This is a genomic window from Pectobacterium hainanensis, from assembly GCF_046237015.1.
In the GTDB taxonomy this organism is placed as follows: domain Bacteria; phylum Pseudomonadota; class Gammaproteobacteria; order Enterobacterales; family Enterobacteriaceae; genus JBJYIN01.
In genome coordinates, this window is sequence record NZ_JBJYIN010000013.1 from 1 (window position 1) to 18,496 (window position 18,496).

Below are 18,496 nucleotides of genomic sequence, written 5' to 3' on the forward strand. Positions count from 1 at the left end.
TTCGGGTGAGTGAGCGCAGCCAACGCACAAGCAACTTGAAGTATGACGGGTATATTAGGTAAATGATGGTGTGTTAAGAGGTTGTGGATGACTGACAAGATCGGCTGGATTGATAATTTACGAGCTATCGCCTGTCTGATGGTCGTTCTTATTCACAGCACGACTTACCCGATAACGGCTGGCGGGGTTCCAGGAGACGCACATTGGGATGTGGCTAATATTCTGAATTCGACCTCTCGCGTCGGTGTACCGTTATTTTTTATGATTTCTGGTTATTTGTTTTTTGGTGAACGTAGTGCGCAGAGGCGGCATTTTTTAAGAATAGGGCTGTGCTTGCTGTTTTATAGTGTTATCTCGTTGATTTATATTATGACGTTGACACCTATTAATGGTTTGAATTCATTACATCACGTATTGCAGAAACCCGTCTTTTATCATTTATGGTTTTTCTATGCCATCATCGTGGTTTACCTTTTTTCTCCGCTGATCAATATCAAAGCGGTATCTGGTAAATATTTAATCGTATTGATTGCGCTGTTGGCTGTTATTGCTAATCCCAATACGGGTAGTGTTGAATGGAGTGGTTTTAAATTATTACCGATCAATCTCTATATTTATGGTGATGTTTTTTATTATGTACTGTATGCCATGCTAGGGCGAGCCTTGGGAATGCTGGATATCCCTAAGTCTATAGTACTGGTGACCATTCCCTTATTTGTGTTTTGCATTACGATGGTTGTTCTGGGGACGAAATATCACACCTTACGAAATGATAGCTTCACCCAGAGTTTTTATATTTACTGTGGGCCGCTGGTCTTTCTGGCAGCCGTTAGCCTATTTATTATCGTCAAACATTATCTGAGTCATCGGATACTGCCTGTTTTTGCACTGATATCGCGTCATTCTCTAGCGATTTACGGTTTTCATGCATTGCTTATTCATTACATGCGCACACACGATCTGGATATTACTTCCCTACCGGTACTGGATATTTTCTATATTTTCACTCTCTCGTTATTGGGCAGTTTGCTGCTGTCAATGGCTATACAGAGACTGGATAAACGGCGTCTGGTTTCCTGAATGGGGGATATTGAGATCTCGATAAACCGAGTTTCAGGACAATATATATCCTTTTTAACAGATTGTCATGTGGGCTTTTTAGTGCGAGGCCCATGGTGGCAGAATGATTCAGCCAACCACGGGTGTTTGACGTGCAATGAGTATATCTATTCGCTTAGCGATCAGGCTGGTACGCGCCAATAATCGTAATCGATATGTTCTACCTGGAAGTTAGCGTCTTCTTTATCACCGGTCAGGCGAGCGGCGATAGTGAAGGCGAAATCAAATGTGACACCCAGGCCTTTACCACTAATGAGGTTGCCATCTTCAACAACCTTTTCATTGACATAAATGCCATCGGTGACATCTTTCCACAGCTCGCCAGAACAGACGTAGTGACGTCCTTTCAGTAGATTATTGCCACCCAGCACACGAGCGGCCGCTGAACAAAGCGGGCAAATCAGCTTGTTGGCTTCATCGTGACGACGGATAAATTCAACAACCATTGGGTTCGCAGCAAGATTTACCGTTCCCTGCGGCCCACCGGGGATGATAACGGCATCAAACAGCACATCCTGATTTCTCTCCAGCAAGGCGTCGGCAAACATTCGAATATTGTGATAACTGCGTAGCTCCAGTCTGTCGTCACAAGACAACATAGTGACTTCCACTTTCATGCGGTGCAGTACATCGATCACCATAATCGCTTCTGCTTCTTCAAACCCCGGAGCCAGCAGAATGGCGACTTTCTTAGACATAACCTCTCCAGCAACATGCAAAGGAAACAATTAACAGCAGGAGGATAGCAAAGATTGACCATAAAAATAAAACGACGTTTTATTATTGCAAGTCATGTCGCGTAAACGATTTTTGTCACTTAGTCTGGATAAGAAATGGCGTTATACTTGCCAACTTGTCTGAAAATGATCGAGCGGAACCCGTATCCTATCTACAGCCGCCGCCTTCCTGCCATGAATAAGCGGTTCGTTAATCACTTTTTACCCGTTGAGTACGAATTTTTTTGCGTAAAGTCACACTCAATGCTTCCTGTCCCGGCAAAAAGATGTTTAAATTATAACTCACTTATTTTGCATAAATATTCATTTTTGAGTGCGTTGATTTTCACGGTCGTTCCCGTCTTTAGGCGAACTATTCGGTAAAGGTATCACCCCTCATCAATGTATGGCGTAATATAATGGTATAGCTTCTAACCATTGATCTTTCGAGCAGGGACTACATTTATGACAACGATTCTCAAGCATCTTCCGGTTGGTCAGCGTATCGGTATTGCATTCTCAGGCGGTCTGGATACCAGCGCCGCGCTGCTTTGGATGCGTCAAAAAGGTGCGGTTCCTTATGCGTATACGGCAAATTTAGGCCAGCCGGATGAGGATGACTACGATGCCATCCCGCGCCGGGCGATGGAGTATGGTGCTGAAAATGCCCGTTTGATTGACTGTCGTAAGCAGTTGGTTGCGGAAGGCATTGCTGCCATTCAATGCGGTGCATTCCATAACACTACCGCAGGTGTGACCTATTTTAACACGACTCCTTTGGGACGCGCGGTAACCGGTACGATGCTGGTTGCAGCAATGAAAGAAGACGGCGTGAATATCTGGGGTGATGGCAGCACCTATAAAGGTAACGATATTGAGCGTTTCTATCGCTATGGTTTGCTGACCAATGCCGAATTGAAAATTTATAAGCCATGGCTGGACACTGATTTTATTGATGAGCTGGGTGGCCGTCAGGAAATGTCTGAGTTTATGTCTCAGGCCGGTTTTGGTTATAAAATGTCAGCGGAAAAAGCCTATTCCACGGATTCCAATATCCTGGGAGCGACGCATGAAGCCAAAGATTTGGAATATCTGAATTCCAGCGTCAAGATTGTCAACCCGATCATGGGCGTAAAATTCTGGGATGAAAACGTCAAGGTTTCCGCAGAAGAAGTGACGGTTCGTTTTGAACGCGGTCATCCCGTCGCGCTGAACGGCAAAACCTTTACCGATGACGTTGAACTGATGCTGGAAGCGAACCGCATCGGTGGGCGTCATGGTCTGGGTATGAGCGACCAGATTGAAAACCGTATAATCGAAGCGAAAAGTCGTGGTATCTATGAAGCGCCGGGGATGGCTTTACTGCATATCGCCTATGAGCGTCTGGTTACGGGTATCCATAATGAGGATACGATCGAACAATATCATGCAAATGGTCGTCAACTGGGTCGTTTCCTGTATCAGGGACGCTGGTTTGATTCTCAGGCTCTGATGCTGCGTGACGCTTCTCAACGCTGGATTGCTAGTGCGATCACTGGCGAAGTGACGTTGGAGCTGCGTCGCGGCAATGATTATTCCATCCTGAATACCGTTTCTGACAATCTGACCTACAAACCAGAGCGTTTGACGATGGAAAAAGGGGACTCCGTGTTCTCGCCGGACGATCGTATCGGTCAGTTAACCATGCGTAATTTGGATATTACGGATACGCGTGAAAAACTGTTTAACTATGTCGAAAGTGGATTGCTGTCTTCTTCCGCCAGCACAGGATTGCCGCAGGTTGAGCAATTGCAGGATAAGTCTGGTAAATAGTTCGCTTACCATCTAGGTCCATGATGTAAAAATCCAGAACCGTATTCTTAGGTTCTGGATTTTTTTATGTCTGTTACATTTTTGCTTATCGTTTTATCGGCCGGATAAGCTGTAATTCTACGCCGAGTCTAATCGCGTGTTTGGCATTGAGAACGCCTAGTTTTTTGACCACGTTACCCATATGGAATTTTACCGTACCTGTTTTGATATTTAAAATTAACGCGATTTCCTGATATGTTTTCCCCATGCTGGCCCAATGTAAGATTTCATTCTCGCGATGAGAGAAAATATCATTGTTCTCGGTTTCCTCATGGCTTTTTGTCATCTCTTTTGCAAGCGAGAGGGCTTTGTCGTGTGTCGTCATCAATATCGTTTGTAACTTATCTTTATTGTTTTCGATTAACGAATTAATATCCTCGATGTTAGATTCATCAATCATAATAGACAACATGGCTAAATTATTATTGTGATCGTGAAGAATAAAGGTATACCCATGAGTGATATTATGTTTTTTAGATAAATTGAAGATTTTTGATAACTTTAATCTCGAGTTTACCATGATGTCTTTATCCCAGTGAAAGGGCATAATTCTATTAAGTGCGGCAATCACTACAGGGTCAATGTGCTGGTAGTTATTGGCAATATATATCTTACGCCATTCTTCGTGGTGATTAGATATTACGAGGACATCTGTCGGCTTTTTTTTGTTTAATACCATGTAAGAATACTTAACGTCACCATAATGACTTAACGCACCATCTATTTGTTTCTTTATTACGCTGCTGATGGTTTCGTTGTTTGAAAATAATAAAGACATTTGGTGTGACCTCAATGCGAAAACTCGACCCCCCTTGTGGGGGGAAAAGTATATACATAGACCTGCACTTAAGTCTAACTATACCCGTCATACTTCAAGTTGCCTGTGCGTTGGCTGCGCTCACTCACCCGAATCACTTACTCAAGTAAGCTCATCGGGATTAAATGAGAAACATCCTGTTTCTCACCGGAGGCCAGCCGTTGGCTGGTCAAATTCGTTCCCGACGAATTTGTCCCTCACTTGCCGCCTTCATGCAACTCGAATTATTTTGGGTATATACCCGTCATACTTCAAATTGCCTGCATGTTGTTATATTCCCACAGACGATTGAAACTGATGTCGTTCAAATCACGGTTCGCATGATGATTGCCGATAAAGGGTCTGCGGGTTGTCGCAGCCGCTCCCCAGGGATGTTCCCGGTCATAGCTGGCATCAATGTAACTGTCGCGGATTACCAACTGTCCGTTGGCGGTTTTACCTGGGAGATAGCCGGTTTGTCGGGCTCCTTGATCCCAGGCACGACCCAGTTTTGCTTTCCGTTGGTCTGCGAAACCTGCGTCGCCTGTAAAACGGCTGTTGATGACCAGGAAACCGTATTTAACCCACGGCAGGCTATTGGGTGCGAGGACATAGGCTTCTCCTGCACCACGGCTGGAAACGGTATGGAATTCGACGTTGTCAAACACGGCCATTGCACGCCCGAAGACATAATCCACGTCACCCTCAATGTAGCAGTCTTTGATATAAGCTCGACTATAACGATCGGTGACGTAGCGGTTGTTAATATCACTGGTATTGACGAAGAAAGTGTCATGACGCCCAATGAGTCGCACATTCTCCAATTGGGTTTTGTCGCCATCAATTCGCAACGCAACCCCTTGGTGAGCACCGCCATCCACGGTGTCCAATAGCGTATTAACGACAGTCAGATTCTTCAACTGGAAATTTTCGTTTTGCGACCACATAACAGCCGCACAATGGGTGTCGATAGTTTCTTTCTGCTGAAATGCGCAAATCGAGTACATATTCCAGGCAGGATCATTCGGTTGATATTCCCCGTTTGAGTTTACGATGGTCTGGTAGGCTGCAGGTGACATCGTGGCATCCAGCGCTAACTGAATAACTACGTTGGCGGCGTCTCCGCCTGCACCGAACAGGGTGATAGGCGGAGCGTTCGCAGGGATATAAACCGTGCCAGTATAAGTACCTGGCAGCAGCTTGATGTAAATTCGCTGATGACCGTTATTTTCACGCAACACGGCATTAATAGCCTGTTGAATATGAGTATATTGAGCGCCGTTGGTATTGATGTCAGGACCAACGGTGAAGGGGGTTTGCACGTTATCCGTCAGGATGGCTTCAGGACACCAGGCATGAGCTTTAAGCTGTGTCTCTTCTGCGGGAAGCGTTAAGTAATGGCTTGGCGTGAATTGAGCCGCTTCTTGTTCGGAAAGTATGGGTCGAGTGGGCGTTCCGGGGTCAGTGAATTTCATCAAAGCATTATCCTACGGTGGCGGCAGGTCACGAACATCAATGAAATGGACATCGCTTTGAACCCGTTGTGGTCGCGATGCCCGTGTCAGGATCAGGCTTGTTTTTGTAACTGTAGCGTCGTCATACAGGTTTGGCTGGCGTTACTGGTGGAGAAAGGTGAAAACGCACGCATTCCCTGATAGTTGACTTCAATCGTGCCTTCAATGTTTCGCGGTAACCAGATACCGACAAAACCATTTTGGTGACTGCTTAATGTTTTTTGCAGAATAACCTGACCTGCTCGATCAGTCACTTTTACATCAAAATCTGTATTTGCCATCTCGCCACGGCAACCCGATAAACTGTGGTTGAAGCAGGGATGCGTCTGGTTGATATACGGCGCAAAAGACAAATAAAATTGCTCGCCTAATGGATAAGAATATTGCTGTTGACCATCAGATAGCGTTAATGCCGTGCTGGTGACGGAAGCGGAATAAGGCAACGGGCGTGGTTGCGGCGATTGATCGATAGTATCAATCATTTGCTCAACGGTTTTGCCTGCTAAACCATGTTGCACCAGAAATTCAGAAGGTTGTGTTGCGGCCTGAGCCAGAAATGTCACGCTACCGAATGTGATTGCCAGCAATGAGGAAAGAAGTCGATTTTTCATTGTTGATGTCCTTGGAGTCTATCTCATTAATTTAATTGATGAAGTGTGATATTGCTGTTCTGGAGTCTAAGCCTTCCCCTTGGGGGAAGGTCAAAGCAGGAATTGAATAGAAGTGTAAACCGCACGCCGTTATAAACGGGTGGGCCAGATTTTTATTAACGGCTATTTTGACGTTTTAGCACGATGGAGCAGGTATAGCGATCGGCAGGATGGATCGATACCGTGGTTTCGAACGTTTCACCATTGCGGTCAATATAGCGGCGTACGATCCTCAATGCCGGTGAACCGTTCTCGACGTTGAGCACTCTGGCGATTTTGGCTGGGATGCTGACCGCAGAGATGGTTTGCCTGACTTCCTCACTTTGCACGCCATAGTGTTCTTCGATTAAATCACTGATGAGTGCAAAGGGATCACTACGCACTAACTGGCGTATTTTAGCGTATGTTGGGCTGGCGTAGCTGTCAGTCCAACATATTGGCTCACCCGTTTTTTCACTGTCTTCGCGGATGCTGGCGATATGCAGCCAGCGAGATCCTGGTTCACAACCAATAACCCGAGAAAGTTCGTAGTCTGCTACGATTTCATCAATCTTTTTCACTACCCGTAGATTGTTTTTCGCCAGAAAAAATAAATCTTCCAGACAGGCTAGGGGATGATTGAGCCCTTTGTCTGCCGTTCTGTCCGCCACCATGGTTCCAATCCCTTTACGCCGCAGGATTAAGCCTTGTTCAGTTAGATCACGCAAGGCTTCTCGTACCGTATGGCGACTGACTTGATACTGTTCGCACAATTCCAATTCAGACGGTAGCAGTGAGCCGGCAGGGAACTGTCCGGATGCGATGTTTTGAACCAATTCACGAGCAATACGCTTATACAAAGACTCTTTCATAGTTGACGGCTTCAATAAATATTAATGATCTGCATCACAAAGGAATTCAAAAACACTTCCCATAAAATGTCCGGACATTCTATCTTGTCTGTACAAATTTAAATGTCCGTACATTTGAATTTGTACGGTCATTTAATCAGTCTGCGCATGTCTCATCATCATACGATACTACAACCGATTGTAGCCGCATTCTGGCGTAAGGCATGCCGCATTTTACCACCCTTATGATTTATCAAGGATTCTTTTATGGCTTCGAACGTACTTGATTCAGTGTTATTTCGTGATGCTTTCGGCACGCCAGAAATGCGCGCTATTTTTGATGATCACGAATTGATTCGCAAATATGTGGAAGTGGAGATCGCATTGGCTAAAGCTCAGGCTCGCTGTGGCGTTATCCCTGAAGCGGCGGCACAAGAAATCGCAGCCAAGTGTGATGCAGATACGCTCGATTTTGACCTCCTCCGGCATGAGACCGAGATAGTCGGTTATCCGATTCTTCCTCTGGTTCACCAAATTTCTAAGCAGGCAGGCGAATCCGGTGGCTATGTCCATTGGGGGGCAACAACCCAGGACATTATGGACACCGCTGTCGTACTGCAAATACGGGATGCTTTTGCGCTTATCAAAGCGGACATCAAAACGTTACGCGGTACGTTGGCCGATCTAGCTCGACGTTACCGGAATACGCCGATGGCGGGCCGTACTCATTTGCAACAGGCGTTACCCGTGACGTTTGGTTATAAGGTCGCCATCTGGCTTGATATGTTTGATCGCCATGAGGAACGTCTCCAACAGGCTAGCCCGCGTATTTTAGTCGGTGAATTCGCAGGTGCGGCCGGTACGCTCGCCTCTCTTGGGGATAAAGGACTGGATGTGCAAAAAGCCATGATGGAAGAACTTGGCTTGGGTGTGCCGGTTTCAACCTGGCATGTGGCACGTGATGGATTTGCCGAAGCCATTAACTTATTGGCACTGATCACTGGCTCATTGGGCAAAATCGGTTACGACGTTATGCTGCTGGCCGCGAATGAGTTTGGCGAATTATACGAACCCTTTGTGAAAGGTCGTGGAGCTAGTAGCACCATGCCGCAAAAGCGTAATCCTATCTCCAGCGAGCTGATGCTGGCCTGTGCCAAGGGGGTGCGCCAGCAAGCGGGGTTAATGCTGGATGCCATGGTACAGGATTTGGAACGTGCAACTGGACCGTGGCATGCGGAATGGATTGCCATTCCAGAAAGCTTTGTGCTGGCGGCTGGCGCGTTACATCAGGCCAATTTTATGCTGGGTGGGCTGATCGTGGATGAAGACGCCATGGCCAGAAACCTTGATATGACCAAAGGGCTTATTGTTGCAGAAGCCGTGATGATGGGGCTGGCACCTTATATTGGCCGTCAGGACGCACATGACATCGTTTATGACGCTTGTCGCATTGTAAATGAGAAAGGTGGGCGCCTTGCGGATGTTCTGAACGCAATGCCTAGTGTTTCCAGCCGTCTTGCTCCTGAACTGATTGAGCAGTTAACGAATCCAGCAAATTATCTTGGCATGGCACCAGCCATGGTGGATCAGGTCTTAAAAAGCTCTGCCAATCGGCATTAACTCACAGAAATCAAACTACCTAGCGATTGAGGAGATGATGATGTCATCTGGATCATCTATGAGGAAACGGGTTATTGCTGCAATTATTCCTGTCGCTATCGGCGGAATCATTTGGCTATGCCCTATCCCGGAAGGTCTTACGCCTCAGGCATGGCATATGTTCGCTATTTTTGCCGCGACTATCGCGGCAATTTTGACGCAGCCATTACCCTCCGGTGCAGTGATGTTAATTGCACTTTGCGTAACCATTTTTACGAATACCCTAACGGAAGCAAAGGCATTATCAGGTTTTTCCAGTGGAACCGTGTGGTTGATATTTTGTGCCTATATTCTTTCTCTTGGCTTTGTGACTTCAGGGCTGGGAAAACGGATTGCGTACAAAATGCTGTCATTATTCGGTGGCAGCAGCCTCGGTATCGCCTATTCATTAGGGGTATCTGATTTGATCATGGCACCCGCTATGCCTTCGGTGACGGCGCGTTCCGGAGGCATTATTTTCCCCATTGCACGTTCAATTAATGCGGTTTTAGGTTCGGCACCGGGGGAAACCGGGAAGAAGATTGGCGATTTTCTGACGATGGTTTGTTTCCAGTTTACGCCGATTACCGGGGCTATTTTCCTGACGGGGATGGCGGCAAACCCATTGGTCAGCAGTCTGGCGAAGAACGCTTTAGGCGTGGAGATATCCTGGGGGGGATGGTTTATTGCCGCCGTCGTTCCCGCCATGGTGTGCTTTTGTCTGATGCCGTTGCTGGTGTACAAAATCCTTAACCCTGAATTAAAACGGACTCCGGAAGCAAAAGAAATGGGGCATCGTTCACTTCAGGCGCTTGGGCCAATGACACTGGTGGAGAAAAAAGTCGCTTTTGGTTTTATCCTCGCGTTAGTTGGATGGGGAACCAGCTTAATCACTGGTTTATCGGCAACGTCGGTCGGACTCGGATTGGCAGCGTATTTATTTGCTGTTCACGCCGTTGACTGGAAAGATTTACTCAAGGATTACGCTGCGTGGGATACCGTTATCTGGTTTAGCGTAATTATCAGTCTTGCTGGTGGATTATCTGATTTAGGCTTCATTAAGTGGATGGCCGCGCTACTGGGTAGCGCTATTCATGGTTTCGGTGCGATACAAACCTTTGTGATATTGGGCGTACTGTACATTTATGTGCACTATCTGTTTGCGACGGCTTCGGGACATGTCGCGGCGCTGTATGTTCCCTTTGCTGCAACAGCCATTGCAGCAGGGGCTCCGCCGATGATGGTTGCCATTTGCTTCGGTATTTTCAGTAATCTGATGTGGGGAAATACGGAATATGGCGGTGGGCCAGGACCGATTTATTTCGCACAGGGATATTTTGAACGTGCGCGCTTTTATAAAATCAATTTACTGATTGTCACTGTCAACGTTGTCCTGATTTTTGCGGTTGGTTTGGTCTGGTGGAAATTACTGGGTTATTACTAGTCCAATAGCTTGGTACGATACGATCGCTCCCCTTGTTCACGTCGTTTCTTGGTTACAATGCGTTATGCGGATAGAGAGACAGTCTCTTGCCTCCGATAGCTTGGTTGAAAGCTAACACGCTTCTGTATTTGTGTATCAGAGATAGCGGTTCAAGGGGGATTTTTTTCTCTTAATGCCAGCGACTCCAAATAATAATCAGGGCTATGGCGGTAATACACCAGCAGGATAATGCTCCGATGAATGAATAGGATAATTTTGTAACGCCGCTTAAATACCAGAGAGAAGCCAGGTAGGCGAAATAAGGAATAATCGCCCACATACCGAATAATATTGTGGTACGTAATGCGGCAACGTTGCGCTCCGTTGCGACAATATAATGTGCAATAAGAGCAAACGTGGGAAAAAGGGGAACCAGTCCGGCAATATAATAATTTTTGGTCTTGGATAAATAGCCAATCAGTAAAACGACAATTGCCCCTATCACTGCCTTTAATGCTAACCCCATCTCCGTTCCTCTGCCGATGTCTTTTTCCTCTTATCCCAACATGGATGGAGAAATCTGTAAATCTTTAAAAGATGATGAGGTGAGGATCCTTTTTAGGATTGCAAACCCCCTACTTTCTTCTATATTTCGAGAGAAAAATAGAATTAAGGAAAAGGTATGATGAGAATTAAGGGGCTTACTCAGGGGTTTTTCATCCTGATCCTGCTTGCTGTTACGCTGGCGTTTTTTGATGTATTGACTCCGTACTATTCTGCCATTTTATGGGCTGCCATATTGGCTGTGATTTTTCATCCGTTGAAAAGTAAGATTCGGCAAAAGTTGTCCGATCGCAACGGGTTGGCCTCGTTATTTACCGTCCTGATCATTTTTCTGATTGTGTTCATCCCGTTGGGGATCATTGTCTCTTCACTGGTGGTTGAGATTAATGGGGTTTACACCCGATTACAGGATAACAGTACGCAATTTCCTGTTGTATTGGCTGAGTTGTTTCAACATCTGCCGGGGTGGGCGAGACATTTTCTGACGGAACATAATCTGGATAACGCCGCTAAAATACAGCAGGAGCTTTCTCAGGTTGCACTGAAAGGCGGTCAGTATCTGGCGGGGAGCGTATTCCTGATCGGTAAAGGGACATTTACTTTCTTTATCGGCTTCGGGGTCATGCTCTACCTGCTCTTTTTCCTGCTGAAGGATGGTTCCTATCTGGTAAACCTGATTCTGGAGTCGTTGCCGCTTTCCACTCATGTTAAGCACCACCTGTTGGTCAAGTTTGCCGCTGTATCGCGTGCTACGGTGAAAGGCACGGCGGTTGTCGCCATCGTGCAAGGTACATTGGGCGGCATTGCGTTCTCCATTGCGGGAATAGAAGGTAGCCTGCTCTGGGGGGCGTTAATGGCGTTCCTTTCTCTGATCCCTGCCGTAGGGTCGGCGATTATCTGGGTCCCCGCCGCGATCTACCTATTCGCGACCGATATGCTCTGGCAGGCGATCTTCATTGTGGCGTTCTTCGTGCTGGTGATTGGGCTGGTAGATAATATCCTGCGTCCGCTTCTGGTGGGGAAAGACACCAAAATGCCGGATTACCTGATCCTGATCGCCACGCTGGGTGGAATGGATATCTATGGCATCAACGGGTTTGTGATTGGTCCGTTGATTGCGGCGCTGTTCATCGCCTGTTGGAACATCCTCTCCGGGCGTGATAATCAGGAAAATATTGAAGGTATCGACGAAGATTTTATTGAGGAAGGGCGACTGTATGCGAGTACGGTGAAGCCGGAAGAGGCCGATGCGACGGCGGGCCAACCTCTGGACGGACAGGCGGCAACGGAGCCAACGCTGGAAAAGCAAGGCACACAGAATAAGAATGCAGAGTAAGCCGATTGCGCTACGTCCGAATCTCTTATAATCAGGACGTTCTGATTTTATAAAGGGAAGGGATAGTTATGTTTGGGAAAATTATTCTAATCGGGGTGAGTGCAGCATTACTCAGCGGGTGTTCAGTAGCAACTTACAGCAATAAGCTGGAGGACTATCAGGGAACGGATCGTGTCGGTATGACGTTTGATAACCGCAACCTCGACTATATTCGCGTTTATCCGAATACCGATAGATGCATTAACCTTGACGCGCCAGAAAATGGCTACACCAATAACGCGATTGGGCTCCAAACTAAACTCAATAATAAAGCGCTTGGCTTCCCGGACATTCCCGAAACGCCAACGATGATTCGTGAATTCTGGGTCAGTGCGAAAAATAATATCGCGGTCAGAATGATTGCTGGCAATGGCAGATTTAGAACCGTGACGTTTAAACCTGTTGTGGGAAATTACTACTACGTTACTGGTGAATTTGACGGGCCTTATTCGCCACGACGCCTTGAAGTCTATGAAGTGTTCAAGACTGAAAAAGGCTATTACGACCGTCGACCTGTCAAAGATTTGATGCTGAAAAACTGCGACGAATTTTCTTCCAGAATGCAGCAGTTTTAAGTCAATGATCGGCCAGATATCCTTCTTATCTGGCCGCTTCCTCTGAGTTTACGTCAGCTGTTTTCCTGAGAACGTACCGGCATACCAGGCATCCATCACCGATAGCAGGTTTTTCACTTCCTCGACGGTCAGGCCATAAGAGTTTGCGTTTTCATGGGGCTTAACGACGAGCAGCGGAGTATCGGCGCGGGTATGCAGATAATCGAACTGATATTCCACTTCGGTGTTGTAAAACAGGGTTCCGCCTACGTTTCCGGCCTTACGTAGCTGCTTGATCTGTTTATCTTGCGCGTTTGGATCTTCTGTCCAAATCAGGAAATCACGCAGCGGCTGCGTCTGGCGGGCAAAGTCATCACGCGTGAAGCCGAAATAGGCATAGCGTTTTCCTACCACTAACGTAATTTTGCTTTTATCGTCCGTAATCCTGACGTTAAAAGCACGTTTATCTACGGTACAGTCGCGAAACTGCGGCTTGTACTCACAGGCGGAAAGATTCTTGGCTTCATACACTTCATAAAGCCGCATTGTGGCGTATTTATCGAAGGTGGTGAGCGCCTGACAGCCGGTTAAGGCAAGAAGGATGAAGGGGAGGATGAGATAATGCATGTCGGTTTTTCCCTGTTTTTCACTAGTGTGGATTTCTCAATAGGGTGCTTAATGGCGGTCTATATGACCGAGCCTACTGATGGTGAAAAAATGGGTCAATCATCTGACGGATGAAAACGTGGGATGATTTTGGCGTCACTTCTATGAAATAGCATGATAAATAGGACTATATTCCCATAATACAGCCGAAAATGGGAATATAGTCCCTATTTGGTTGTTTTTTGCTCTTCTCTGCATTGATTCTCTGACAATGTGGGACTATATTCCCATTAATAAACCAATACTGGGAATATAGTCCTATTTTTGTGTGAGGTAGATGATGGCCAAGCGAGACATGTACAGAGTGCTATTTCCAAAGCAACGCAGGACACTGACCGCGTTTGGTGAGGATTTACTGCTTGCCGTCAAACGCCGCGGATTCACTAAAAAAATAATCTGTGACCGTACGGGATTTGATCACAAAACCGTGAATAAAATCTTCGCTGGCGATCCGGGCGTGGCGATAGGGGCTTACTTAAAGGTCATGGCCGTGCTGGGCATGGAAGATAACTTTGCCAAACTTGCGGCTTACGATGAAGTCGGCATGAAGTTACAAAACATCAAGCTGTTGGAGGGCTCGAAATGAGCCGATCCATCGTTGAGGTGTATGCGTCCTGGATACCGATCGGTGCCCCTTTGTTGGTGGGCCATTTGACGTTTGCAGAAACCAGTCGTGGCGGTGTTTTCAGCTTCACTTATGACAAACACTTTTTGGCATCCGACTATCGCTTACAGATCGATCCCTTATTAGCATTGCATAGTGGAGAGCTTTATAACGATTCGGCAGATAAAAATTTCCGTGCCTTTCTGGATTCATCTCCCGATCGCTGGGGACGTATTTTGATGCAGCGCCGTGCTGCCATTGAATGTCGAAAAGGCCTGCGAGCGACCACGAAACTGACGGAGTTAGATTATCTCCTGGGTGTTCACGATTCCTATCGAATGGGCGGTATTCGCTTTAAGATGGCGGAGTCGCAAGATTTTTTAGACAATAACACCGAATTTTCCGCTCCACCGATGGCGTCGCTACGTGAGTTGGAACATGCCGCCATGAATATTGAGCGGGATGACAACATCGACAGCGATGATTATTACCGCTGGCTCAAAATGCTAATTTCTCCGGGGGCATCGCTGGGGGGAGCCAGACCCAAAGCCTGTGTGACCGATTCAGACGGTCATCTGTGGATTGCTAAATTCCCCAATCAGAACGATACATTTGATGTGGGTGCCTGGGAAATGGTGTGCTACCAGCTTGCATTGGCTGCGGGTGTCGATATGTTTCCGAGTGAAATACGCAAATTTTCTTCTGAACATCACACTTTCCTGACTAAACGTTTTGATCGCGTGGGTGATAAACGGATTCATTTCTCATCGGCCATGACGCAACTGCAATATTATGACGGCGAACAATCCGATGGTGCCAGCTATCTGGAAATCGCAGAATTTTTAAGTAATAACGGTGCGCAAACCAAAGCCGACCTTGCTCAGCTATGGCGCAGGATCGTATTCAACATAGCGGTGTCCAATACGGACGACCACCTCAGAAATCATGGTTTCTTGCTTGCAGACAAAGGCTGGAAGTTATCACCTGCATACGATCTGAACCCGATAGTGGGTAAACATGGCTTACATCTCAATATTACTGACACCGCTAATGAACTCGACTATGCACTGGCCTTTGAGGTGATCGATTTCTTTCGCTTAAGCCGCGGGGACGCAAGCTGTATCTATGACGAGGTACTGAGTGCTGTGAAAGGCTGGCAAACTGTCGCAACTCAGCTAAGTATCAACCGCAGTGAACAACTTGCCAAACAAGAGGCGTTTAATGTTTAACGCGGGTCGGTTTATTGGCGTCTTTCTATAAGGGCAACGTGGAGGTAAGTGTCTCTATATTGAGCATGACTAAGGTGCTCAATGGGCAGTGAAGCGATTGGCTCTCGGAAAATGGTAATAGAACTCTCGGTAACGGCCGTATTTATGGTGGTCATTGGCGATCCTCCTTGAAGGCCAGTTTGTTAAGGTCTACACTAAGTTACTTATTACGTAACAATCTGTAGACCTATGGCTAAATCTGATGAGCTATTAAACGCATTGGCTAAAGCAGTGAACGCTGGTGGTGGCATTCACAGTGTAACAGAGCTGGCTTTTATGCAGGGTGTGCCTTGTGACTCAGCCTTTAGAAAGTTCCTGGCAGATTGCGTAAAGAAGGGGTTACTAAGACGAGTGGTGAAAGGCTTCTATGAAAGTATTATTACCCCACCTGAGCCTGAGACTGCCATTTATAAAATCATCAAAAAGTTGCGCAGTGGCGTATTGAACTACATCAGCTTAGAAAGTCAGCTCAGTCATACCGGTGATATTTCACAAGTTGTGATGGGTAGAGTCACTGTGGTGACTAAAGGTCGAAGTGGTTGTTTTGATACGCCTTATGGTGTGATCGAGTTTACCCATACTAAAAAGCCAGTCGAGCAAATTGCACCTAATTTGTACTATGATCCTGACATCAAAATGTATCGCGCATATAAGGAACAAGCGATTGCAGATCTAAAGCACTGCCAGCGCAATCTACATATGTTGGAGAGCTAAGCATAGGGGAGTGTATGGGAGATAAGGTATGCTGAAGCAACAAATTCGCCAAATCGTCCAGTCAAACCCTGACTATGCCGCAGTGACACCCGTCATAGAAAAAGAGATCTTGCATCATGACATTATGGATGTGCTGATCAAACAGGGTGTCATGCAGCGGTTAACGTTTATTGGCGGCACCTCACTACGAATGTGTTACAACAGCAGCAGATCTATCAGAACATCTTGATTTCAATGGTGGTCATGATTTCCAGCCCTCGGCGTTTGAGGGACTGGAGTCCGAAATCCAAACCTATATTCAGAACAAGTATGAAACCGAAGTTTGGGTAAACAAACCTTCTGGTGAGCAGCAAGGGGATACCGTTTCCTGGAAAATTAGTATCGTAAAAGAAGCTAATCGTCCTGATTTGCCACGGCAAAAAATGCATATTGACGTCTGTGCTATTCCGTCATTTGATATTGAAAAACGCCCACTAATCAATCATTACGACATCGTTGTACCGACTGAAGGGATCTTGGTTCCGGTACAATCGTTACAAGAAACATTGGCCGATAAGTTGATCGCGTTAGCGTATCGGGCAAGACGTATTAAACCTCGTGATATTTGGGATATTGTTTGGATTAAGCAGCGCGGTATTGATTTATCCAAGACACTGGTTGAAAAGAAGCTCACCGCCAGACAGAAGCAAACAGAAGACTTTCGACAGGCGTTGTCTATTCAGTTAGCCAAGCTGATGTCGGAAGATGAAGTCCGCGACGACTTCAATATGGAAATGAGCCGTTTTATCCCTAAGCAAATTAAAGAGAGAACCCTCGATAATCCTGAATATTGGGCTTATGTTCAGGGGGAAGTACATGCCATCGCGTCTGAGTTACTGAATGACGGAACACCAAAAAATCCATTTGATATGGGTTAACCCCATGTTTCTCTTCCTCCATCATAAAACAAAAAAGGCCATGATTTACAATGGCCTTTTTATCCTGACGAGACTTGCAGAGACTACGCGAGATCGCGTGAATCGTTACTCGATATTGAATCTGTTTATTGAGTAGGTGCGTCAAAGCCTTGCTGTGAGCGGGTTTGTGATAATGCGTTTTTTCTATGTGTACACCCATGTGTACACGGTAAAACGGAGTGCTCTATATTTTTGCTATTTTTTATCCAGTTTTTTTGCGGCAGACTCTAGCTGTTTGATGCTTTTTTCTGGCGCAGGTAGATTCTCTGGCATAGTCCCGCCCAGTTCCTTGATTGTTTGTCTTACTTTCCTTCCCACTTCAAAGTGAGTTTCATTGGCTTTTTGCTTCGATTTAACATTATCTCTGCGGAGCTTCTCTTCAGCCTGGGTTGCTCGGAATAGGTTGGCTGCTAATTCAGTGGAACCCATGTGATCGAGTATCTTTTGGCTTTTCTTGAGGCCTTTCCGTTGATGTATGGCCTTTTGGTCTAATCCCCCGTACAGCCCTTGATACCCATGATTTTGAAATATTGCAAAATCCAGAGTGGTTTCAACACCAGCTTGCTGTGCTGCCTCGACCAATTGTTTATTGTGCTCTTTCAGTTCGTTCCTAAGAAAAAGGCGCTTTTCGTCTTCGCGGAGTCGCTTGAATGTCTCATCATCAGCTAGCTCCTGCCGCCTTGTCTGTATTGCAAAGTATGTTTGCCCAGCAGCGATAACGGGTTTACTAGGATCACCATTCTGTACAACTAGGTAGCATGCATACCGGGACAAATGAATGTCTTCCAGTTCTCGTTGAGCTCCAGATCCAAGTACAACCATTTTGGTGGTCTCAACGAAATGGTCTGAAACCTCTTGATTACTAGCTTCACATGCTTGAGCGGCACGTGATAGGACGTTTTGAAAATTTCTCCAGTCCCGATAATCAAGCAATGGCGCTAAATCTCTTGCTGACCAATATTCCTGTCCTTCGCTGCTATATTGCCGTAAATCCTCAAATGGTTGATGGTGCTCGTTCATCGCTCACTCCATGTATCTTGCGCTGGTGGGTTTCGTTTTAGCCACTGGGTCTGTTGAATGTTTGCTTCAATATCCCACATTCTGATTATTCTATGATAGGCCTACCCCGCAATAAGGAACCACACCAGCCATGAAAATGACAGCCACAAAAAAAGAGATAATCAGCAACTTTGAGCCGCGCTCAGTTCTTTTTGTGTCTTAAACGCTGGTGGGCTTCCCGACACTTCACCCTAAGCCG

At 46.3% G+C, this 18,496-nt stretch carries 19 protein-coding genes; 11 read left to right on the plus strand and 8 right to left on the minus strand.

Annotation, left to right across the window (positions count from 1 at the left end; translation table 11 throughout):
• The first annotated feature begins 87 nt into the window (after positions 1–87).
• A complete protein-coding gene (locus tag ACKPVM_RS13740) occupies positions 88–1,080 on the plus strand; it encodes an acyltransferase (RefSeq protein WP_409309800.1) in 993 nt (330 codons plus the stop codon).
• Positions 1,081–1,241: 161 nt separating this feature from the next.
• Here ACKPVM_RS13740 and ACKPVM_RS13745 read toward each other — a convergent pair whose 3' ends face one another.
• On the minus strand, positions 1,242–1,817 hold the full coding sequence (locus tag ACKPVM_RS13745) for a DJ-1/PfpI family protein (protein ID WP_409309802.1): 576 nt from the start codon (positions 1,815–1,817) through the stop codon (positions 1,242–1,244).
• 483 nt (positions 1,818–2,300) lie between these two features.
• Between ACKPVM_RS13745 and argG the strand changes: the two genes are divergently transcribed.
• A complete protein-coding gene (argG, locus tag ACKPVM_RS13750; protein ID WP_409309804.1) occupies positions 2,301–3,647 on the plus strand; it encodes an argininosuccinate synthase in 1,347 nt (448 codons plus the stop codon).
• 85 nt (positions 3,648–3,732) lie between these two features.
• On the opposite strand, the gene ACKPVM_RS13755 is transcribed toward argG, so the two are convergent.
• The 4 genes from ACKPVM_RS13755 to ACKPVM_RS13770 all read right to left on the minus strand — a co-directional run bounded on the left by ACKPVM_RS13755 (position 3,733) and on the right by ACKPVM_RS13770 (position 7,497).
• Positions 3,733–4,464 carry a helix-turn-helix transcriptional regulator gene (locus ACKPVM_RS13755; RefSeq protein WP_409309806.1) on the minus strand — a complete coding sequence of 244 codons (732 nt, stop codon included), beginning with the start codon at positions 4,462–4,464 and terminating at the stop codon, positions 3,733–3,735.
• A gap of 290 nt (positions 4,465–4,754) precedes the next feature.
• The gene (locus ACKPVM_RS13760) at positions 4,755–5,960 is read right to left on the minus strand and encodes a putative acyl-CoA thioester hydrolase (RefSeq protein ID WP_409309808.1); all 1,206 of its coding nucleotides are present in this window, start codon (positions 5,958–5,960) and stop codon (positions 4,755–4,757) included.
• An 89-nt stretch (positions 5,961–6,049) separates the two neighbouring features.
• On the minus strand, positions 6,050–6,607 hold the full coding sequence (gene cueP, locus ACKPVM_RS13765) for a copper-binding periplasmic metallochaperone CueP (RefSeq protein WP_409309810.1): 558 nt from the start codon (positions 6,605–6,607) through the stop codon (positions 6,050–6,052).
• Positions 6,608–6,762: 155 nt separating this feature from the next.
• Positions 6,763–7,497: a GntR family transcriptional regulator gene (locus tag ACKPVM_RS13770; protein ID WP_409309812.1), complete on the minus strand. Its 735-nt coding sequence runs from the start codon at positions 7,495–7,497 to the stop codon at positions 6,763–6,765.
• A 246-nt stretch (positions 7,498–7,743) separates the two neighbouring features.
• Between ACKPVM_RS13770 and ACKPVM_RS13775 the strand changes: the two genes are divergently transcribed.
• Positions 7,744–9,096, plus strand: coding sequence for a class-II fumarase/aspartase family protein (locus tag ACKPVM_RS13775; protein WP_409309814.1), 1,353 nt, complete (start codon positions 7,744–7,746; stop codon positions 9,094–9,096).
• A 40-nt stretch (positions 9,097–9,136) separates the two neighbouring features.
• Positions 9,137–10,558: a DASS family sodium-coupled anion symporter gene (locus ACKPVM_RS13780; RefSeq protein WP_409309816.1), complete on the plus strand. Its 1,422-nt coding sequence runs from the start codon at positions 9,137–9,139 to the stop codon at positions 10,556–10,558.
• A 169-nt stretch (positions 10,559–10,727) separates the two neighbouring features.
• Here the strand turns inward: ACKPVM_RS13780 and ACKPVM_RS13785 are convergent, their stop codons facing one another.
• Entirely contained in the window at positions 10,728–11,063 is a 336-nt protein-coding gene (locus tag ACKPVM_RS13785) for a GlpM family protein (RefSeq protein WP_409309818.1), read from the minus strand.
• Between the two features lie 159 nt (positions 11,064–11,222).
• Here ACKPVM_RS13785 and ACKPVM_RS13790 point away from each other — a divergent pair, with 159 nt between their 5' ends.
• Positions 11,223–12,437 carry an AI-2E family transporter gene (locus ACKPVM_RS13790; RefSeq protein ID WP_409310000.1) on the plus strand — a complete coding sequence of 405 codons (1,215 nt, stop codon included), beginning with the start codon at positions 11,223–11,225 and terminating at the stop codon, positions 12,435–12,437.
• Positions 12,438–12,505: 68 nt separating this feature from the next.
• Positions 12,506–13,051: a hypothetical protein gene (locus ACKPVM_RS13795; protein WP_409309819.1), complete on the plus strand. Its 546-nt coding sequence runs from the start codon at positions 12,506–12,508 to the stop codon at positions 13,049–13,051.
• Between the two features lie 48 nt (positions 13,052–13,099).
• On the opposite strand, the gene ACKPVM_RS13800 is transcribed toward ACKPVM_RS13795, so the two are convergent.
• On the minus strand, positions 13,100–13,657 hold the full coding sequence (locus ACKPVM_RS13800; protein WP_409309821.1) for a hypothetical protein: 558 nt from the start codon (positions 13,655–13,657) through the stop codon (positions 13,100–13,102).
• Between the two features lie 319 nt (positions 13,658–13,976).
• Between ACKPVM_RS13800 and ACKPVM_RS13805 the strand changes: the two genes are divergently transcribed.
• From ACKPVM_RS13805 to ACKPVM_RS13825, 5 genes are all read left to right on the plus strand, one after another.
• Positions 13,977–14,282, plus strand: a complete 306-nt coding sequence (locus ACKPVM_RS13805) for a transcriptional regulator (protein WP_409309822.1) — start codon at positions 13,977–13,979, stop codon at positions 14,280–14,282.
• A complete protein-coding gene (locus ACKPVM_RS13810) occupies positions 14,279–15,529 on the plus strand; it encodes a type II toxin-antitoxin system HipA family toxin (RefSeq protein ID WP_409309824.1) in 1,251 nt (416 codons plus the stop codon). The genes ACKPVM_RS13805 and ACKPVM_RS13810 overlap by 4 nt, the downstream gene beginning before the upstream one ends.
• 228 nt (positions 15,530–15,757) lie before the next feature.
• Positions 15,758–16,282 carry a type IV toxin-antitoxin system AbiEi family antitoxin gene (abiEi, locus tag ACKPVM_RS13815; RefSeq protein ID WP_409309825.1) on the plus strand — a complete coding sequence of 175 codons (525 nt, stop codon included), beginning with the start codon at positions 15,758–15,760 and terminating at the stop codon, positions 16,280–16,282.
• Positions 16,283–16,310: 28 nt separating this feature from the next.
• Positions 16,311–16,511: a nucleotidyl transferase AbiEii/AbiGii toxin family protein gene (locus tag ACKPVM_RS13820; protein ID WP_409309827.1), complete on the plus strand. Its 201-nt coding sequence runs from the start codon at positions 16,311–16,313 to the stop codon at positions 16,509–16,511.
• Positions 16,453–17,199 carry a nucleotidyl transferase AbiEii/AbiGii toxin family protein gene (locus tag ACKPVM_RS13825; RefSeq protein WP_409309829.1) on the plus strand — a complete coding sequence of 249 codons (747 nt, stop codon included), beginning with the start codon at positions 16,453–16,455 and terminating at the stop codon, positions 17,197–17,199. Before ACKPVM_RS13820 ends, ACKPVM_RS13825 begins: the two co-directional genes overlap by 59 nt.
• Before the next feature lie 234 nt (positions 17,200–17,433).
• On the opposite strand, the gene dinD is transcribed toward ACKPVM_RS13825, so the two are convergent.
• Positions 17,434–18,258, minus strand: a complete 825-nt coding sequence (dinD, locus tag ACKPVM_RS13830; RefSeq protein WP_116361908.1) for a DNA damage-inducible protein D — start codon at positions 18,256–18,258, stop codon at positions 17,434–17,436.
• Between the last annotated feature and the right edge of the window lie 238 nt (positions 18,259–18,496).

What these genes read in the sequence shown, in the direction of transcription:
- ACKPVM_RS13820 (WP_409309827.1), top strand. Translation starts at nt 16,311, where the DNA reads ATGCTGAAGCAACAAATTCGCCAAATCGTCCAGTCAAACCCTGACTAT.
- cueP (WP_409309810.1), bottom strand. Translation starts at nt 6,607, where the DNA reads ATGAAAAATCGACTTCTTTCCTCATTGCTGGCAATCACATTCGGTAGC.
- ACKPVM_RS13810 (WP_409309824.1), top strand. Translation starts at nt 14,279, where the DNA reads ATGAGCCGATCCATCGTTGAGGTGTATGCGTCCTGGATACCGATCGGT.
- ACKPVM_RS13755 (WP_409309806.1), bottom strand. Translation starts at nt 4,464, where the DNA reads ATGTCTTTATTATTTTCAAACAACGAAACCATCAGCAGCGTAATAAAG.
- ACKPVM_RS13805 (WP_409309822.1), top strand. Translation starts at nt 13,977, where the DNA reads ATGGCCAAGCGAGACATGTACAGAGTGCTATTTCCAAAGCAACGCAGG.
- ACKPVM_RS13780 (WP_409309816.1), top strand. Translation starts at nt 9,137, where the DNA reads ATGTCATCTGGATCATCTATGAGGAAACGGGTTATTGCTGCAATTATT.
- ACKPVM_RS13800 (WP_409309821.1), bottom strand. Translation starts at nt 13,657, where the DNA reads ATGCATTATCTCATCCTCCCCTTCATCCTTCTTGCCTTAACCGGCTGT.
- ACKPVM_RS13785 (WP_409309818.1), bottom strand. Translation starts at nt 11,063, where the DNA reads ATGGGGTTAGCATTAAAGGCAGTGATAGGGGCAATTGTCGTTTTACTG.
- ACKPVM_RS13790 (WP_409310000.1), top strand. Translation starts at nt 11,223, where the DNA reads ATGAGAATTAAGGGGCTTACTCAGGGGTTTTTCATCCTGATCCTGCTT.
- argG (WP_409309804.1), top strand. Translation starts at nt 2,301, where the DNA reads ATGACAACGATTCTCAAGCATCTTCCGGTTGGTCAGCGTATCGGTATT.
- ACKPVM_RS13775 (WP_409309814.1), top strand. Translation starts at nt 7,744, where the DNA reads ATGGCTTCGAACGTACTTGATTCAGTGTTATTTCGTGATGCTTTCGGC.
- ACKPVM_RS13745 (WP_409309802.1), bottom strand. Translation starts at nt 1,817, where the DNA reads ATGTCTAAGAAAGTCGCCATTCTGCTGGCTCCGGGGTTTGAAGAAGCA.
- abiEi (WP_409309825.1), top strand. Translation starts at nt 15,758, where the DNA reads ATGGCTAAATCTGATGAGCTATTAAACGCATTGGCTAAAGCAGTGAAC.
- dinD (WP_116361908.1), bottom strand. Translation starts at nt 18,258, where the DNA reads ATGAACGAGCACCATCAACCATTTGAGGATTTACGGCAATATAGCAGC.
- ACKPVM_RS13795 (WP_409309819.1), top strand. Translation starts at nt 12,506, where the DNA reads ATGTTTGGGAAAATTATTCTAATCGGGGTGAGTGCAGCATTACTCAGC.
- ACKPVM_RS13740 (WP_409309800.1), top strand. Translation starts at nt 88, where the DNA reads ATGACTGACAAGATCGGCTGGATTGATAATTTACGAGCTATCGCCTGT.
- ACKPVM_RS13770 (WP_409309812.1), bottom strand. Translation starts at nt 7,497, where the DNA reads ATGAAAGAGTCTTTGTATAAGCGTATTGCTCGTGAATTGGTTCAAAAC.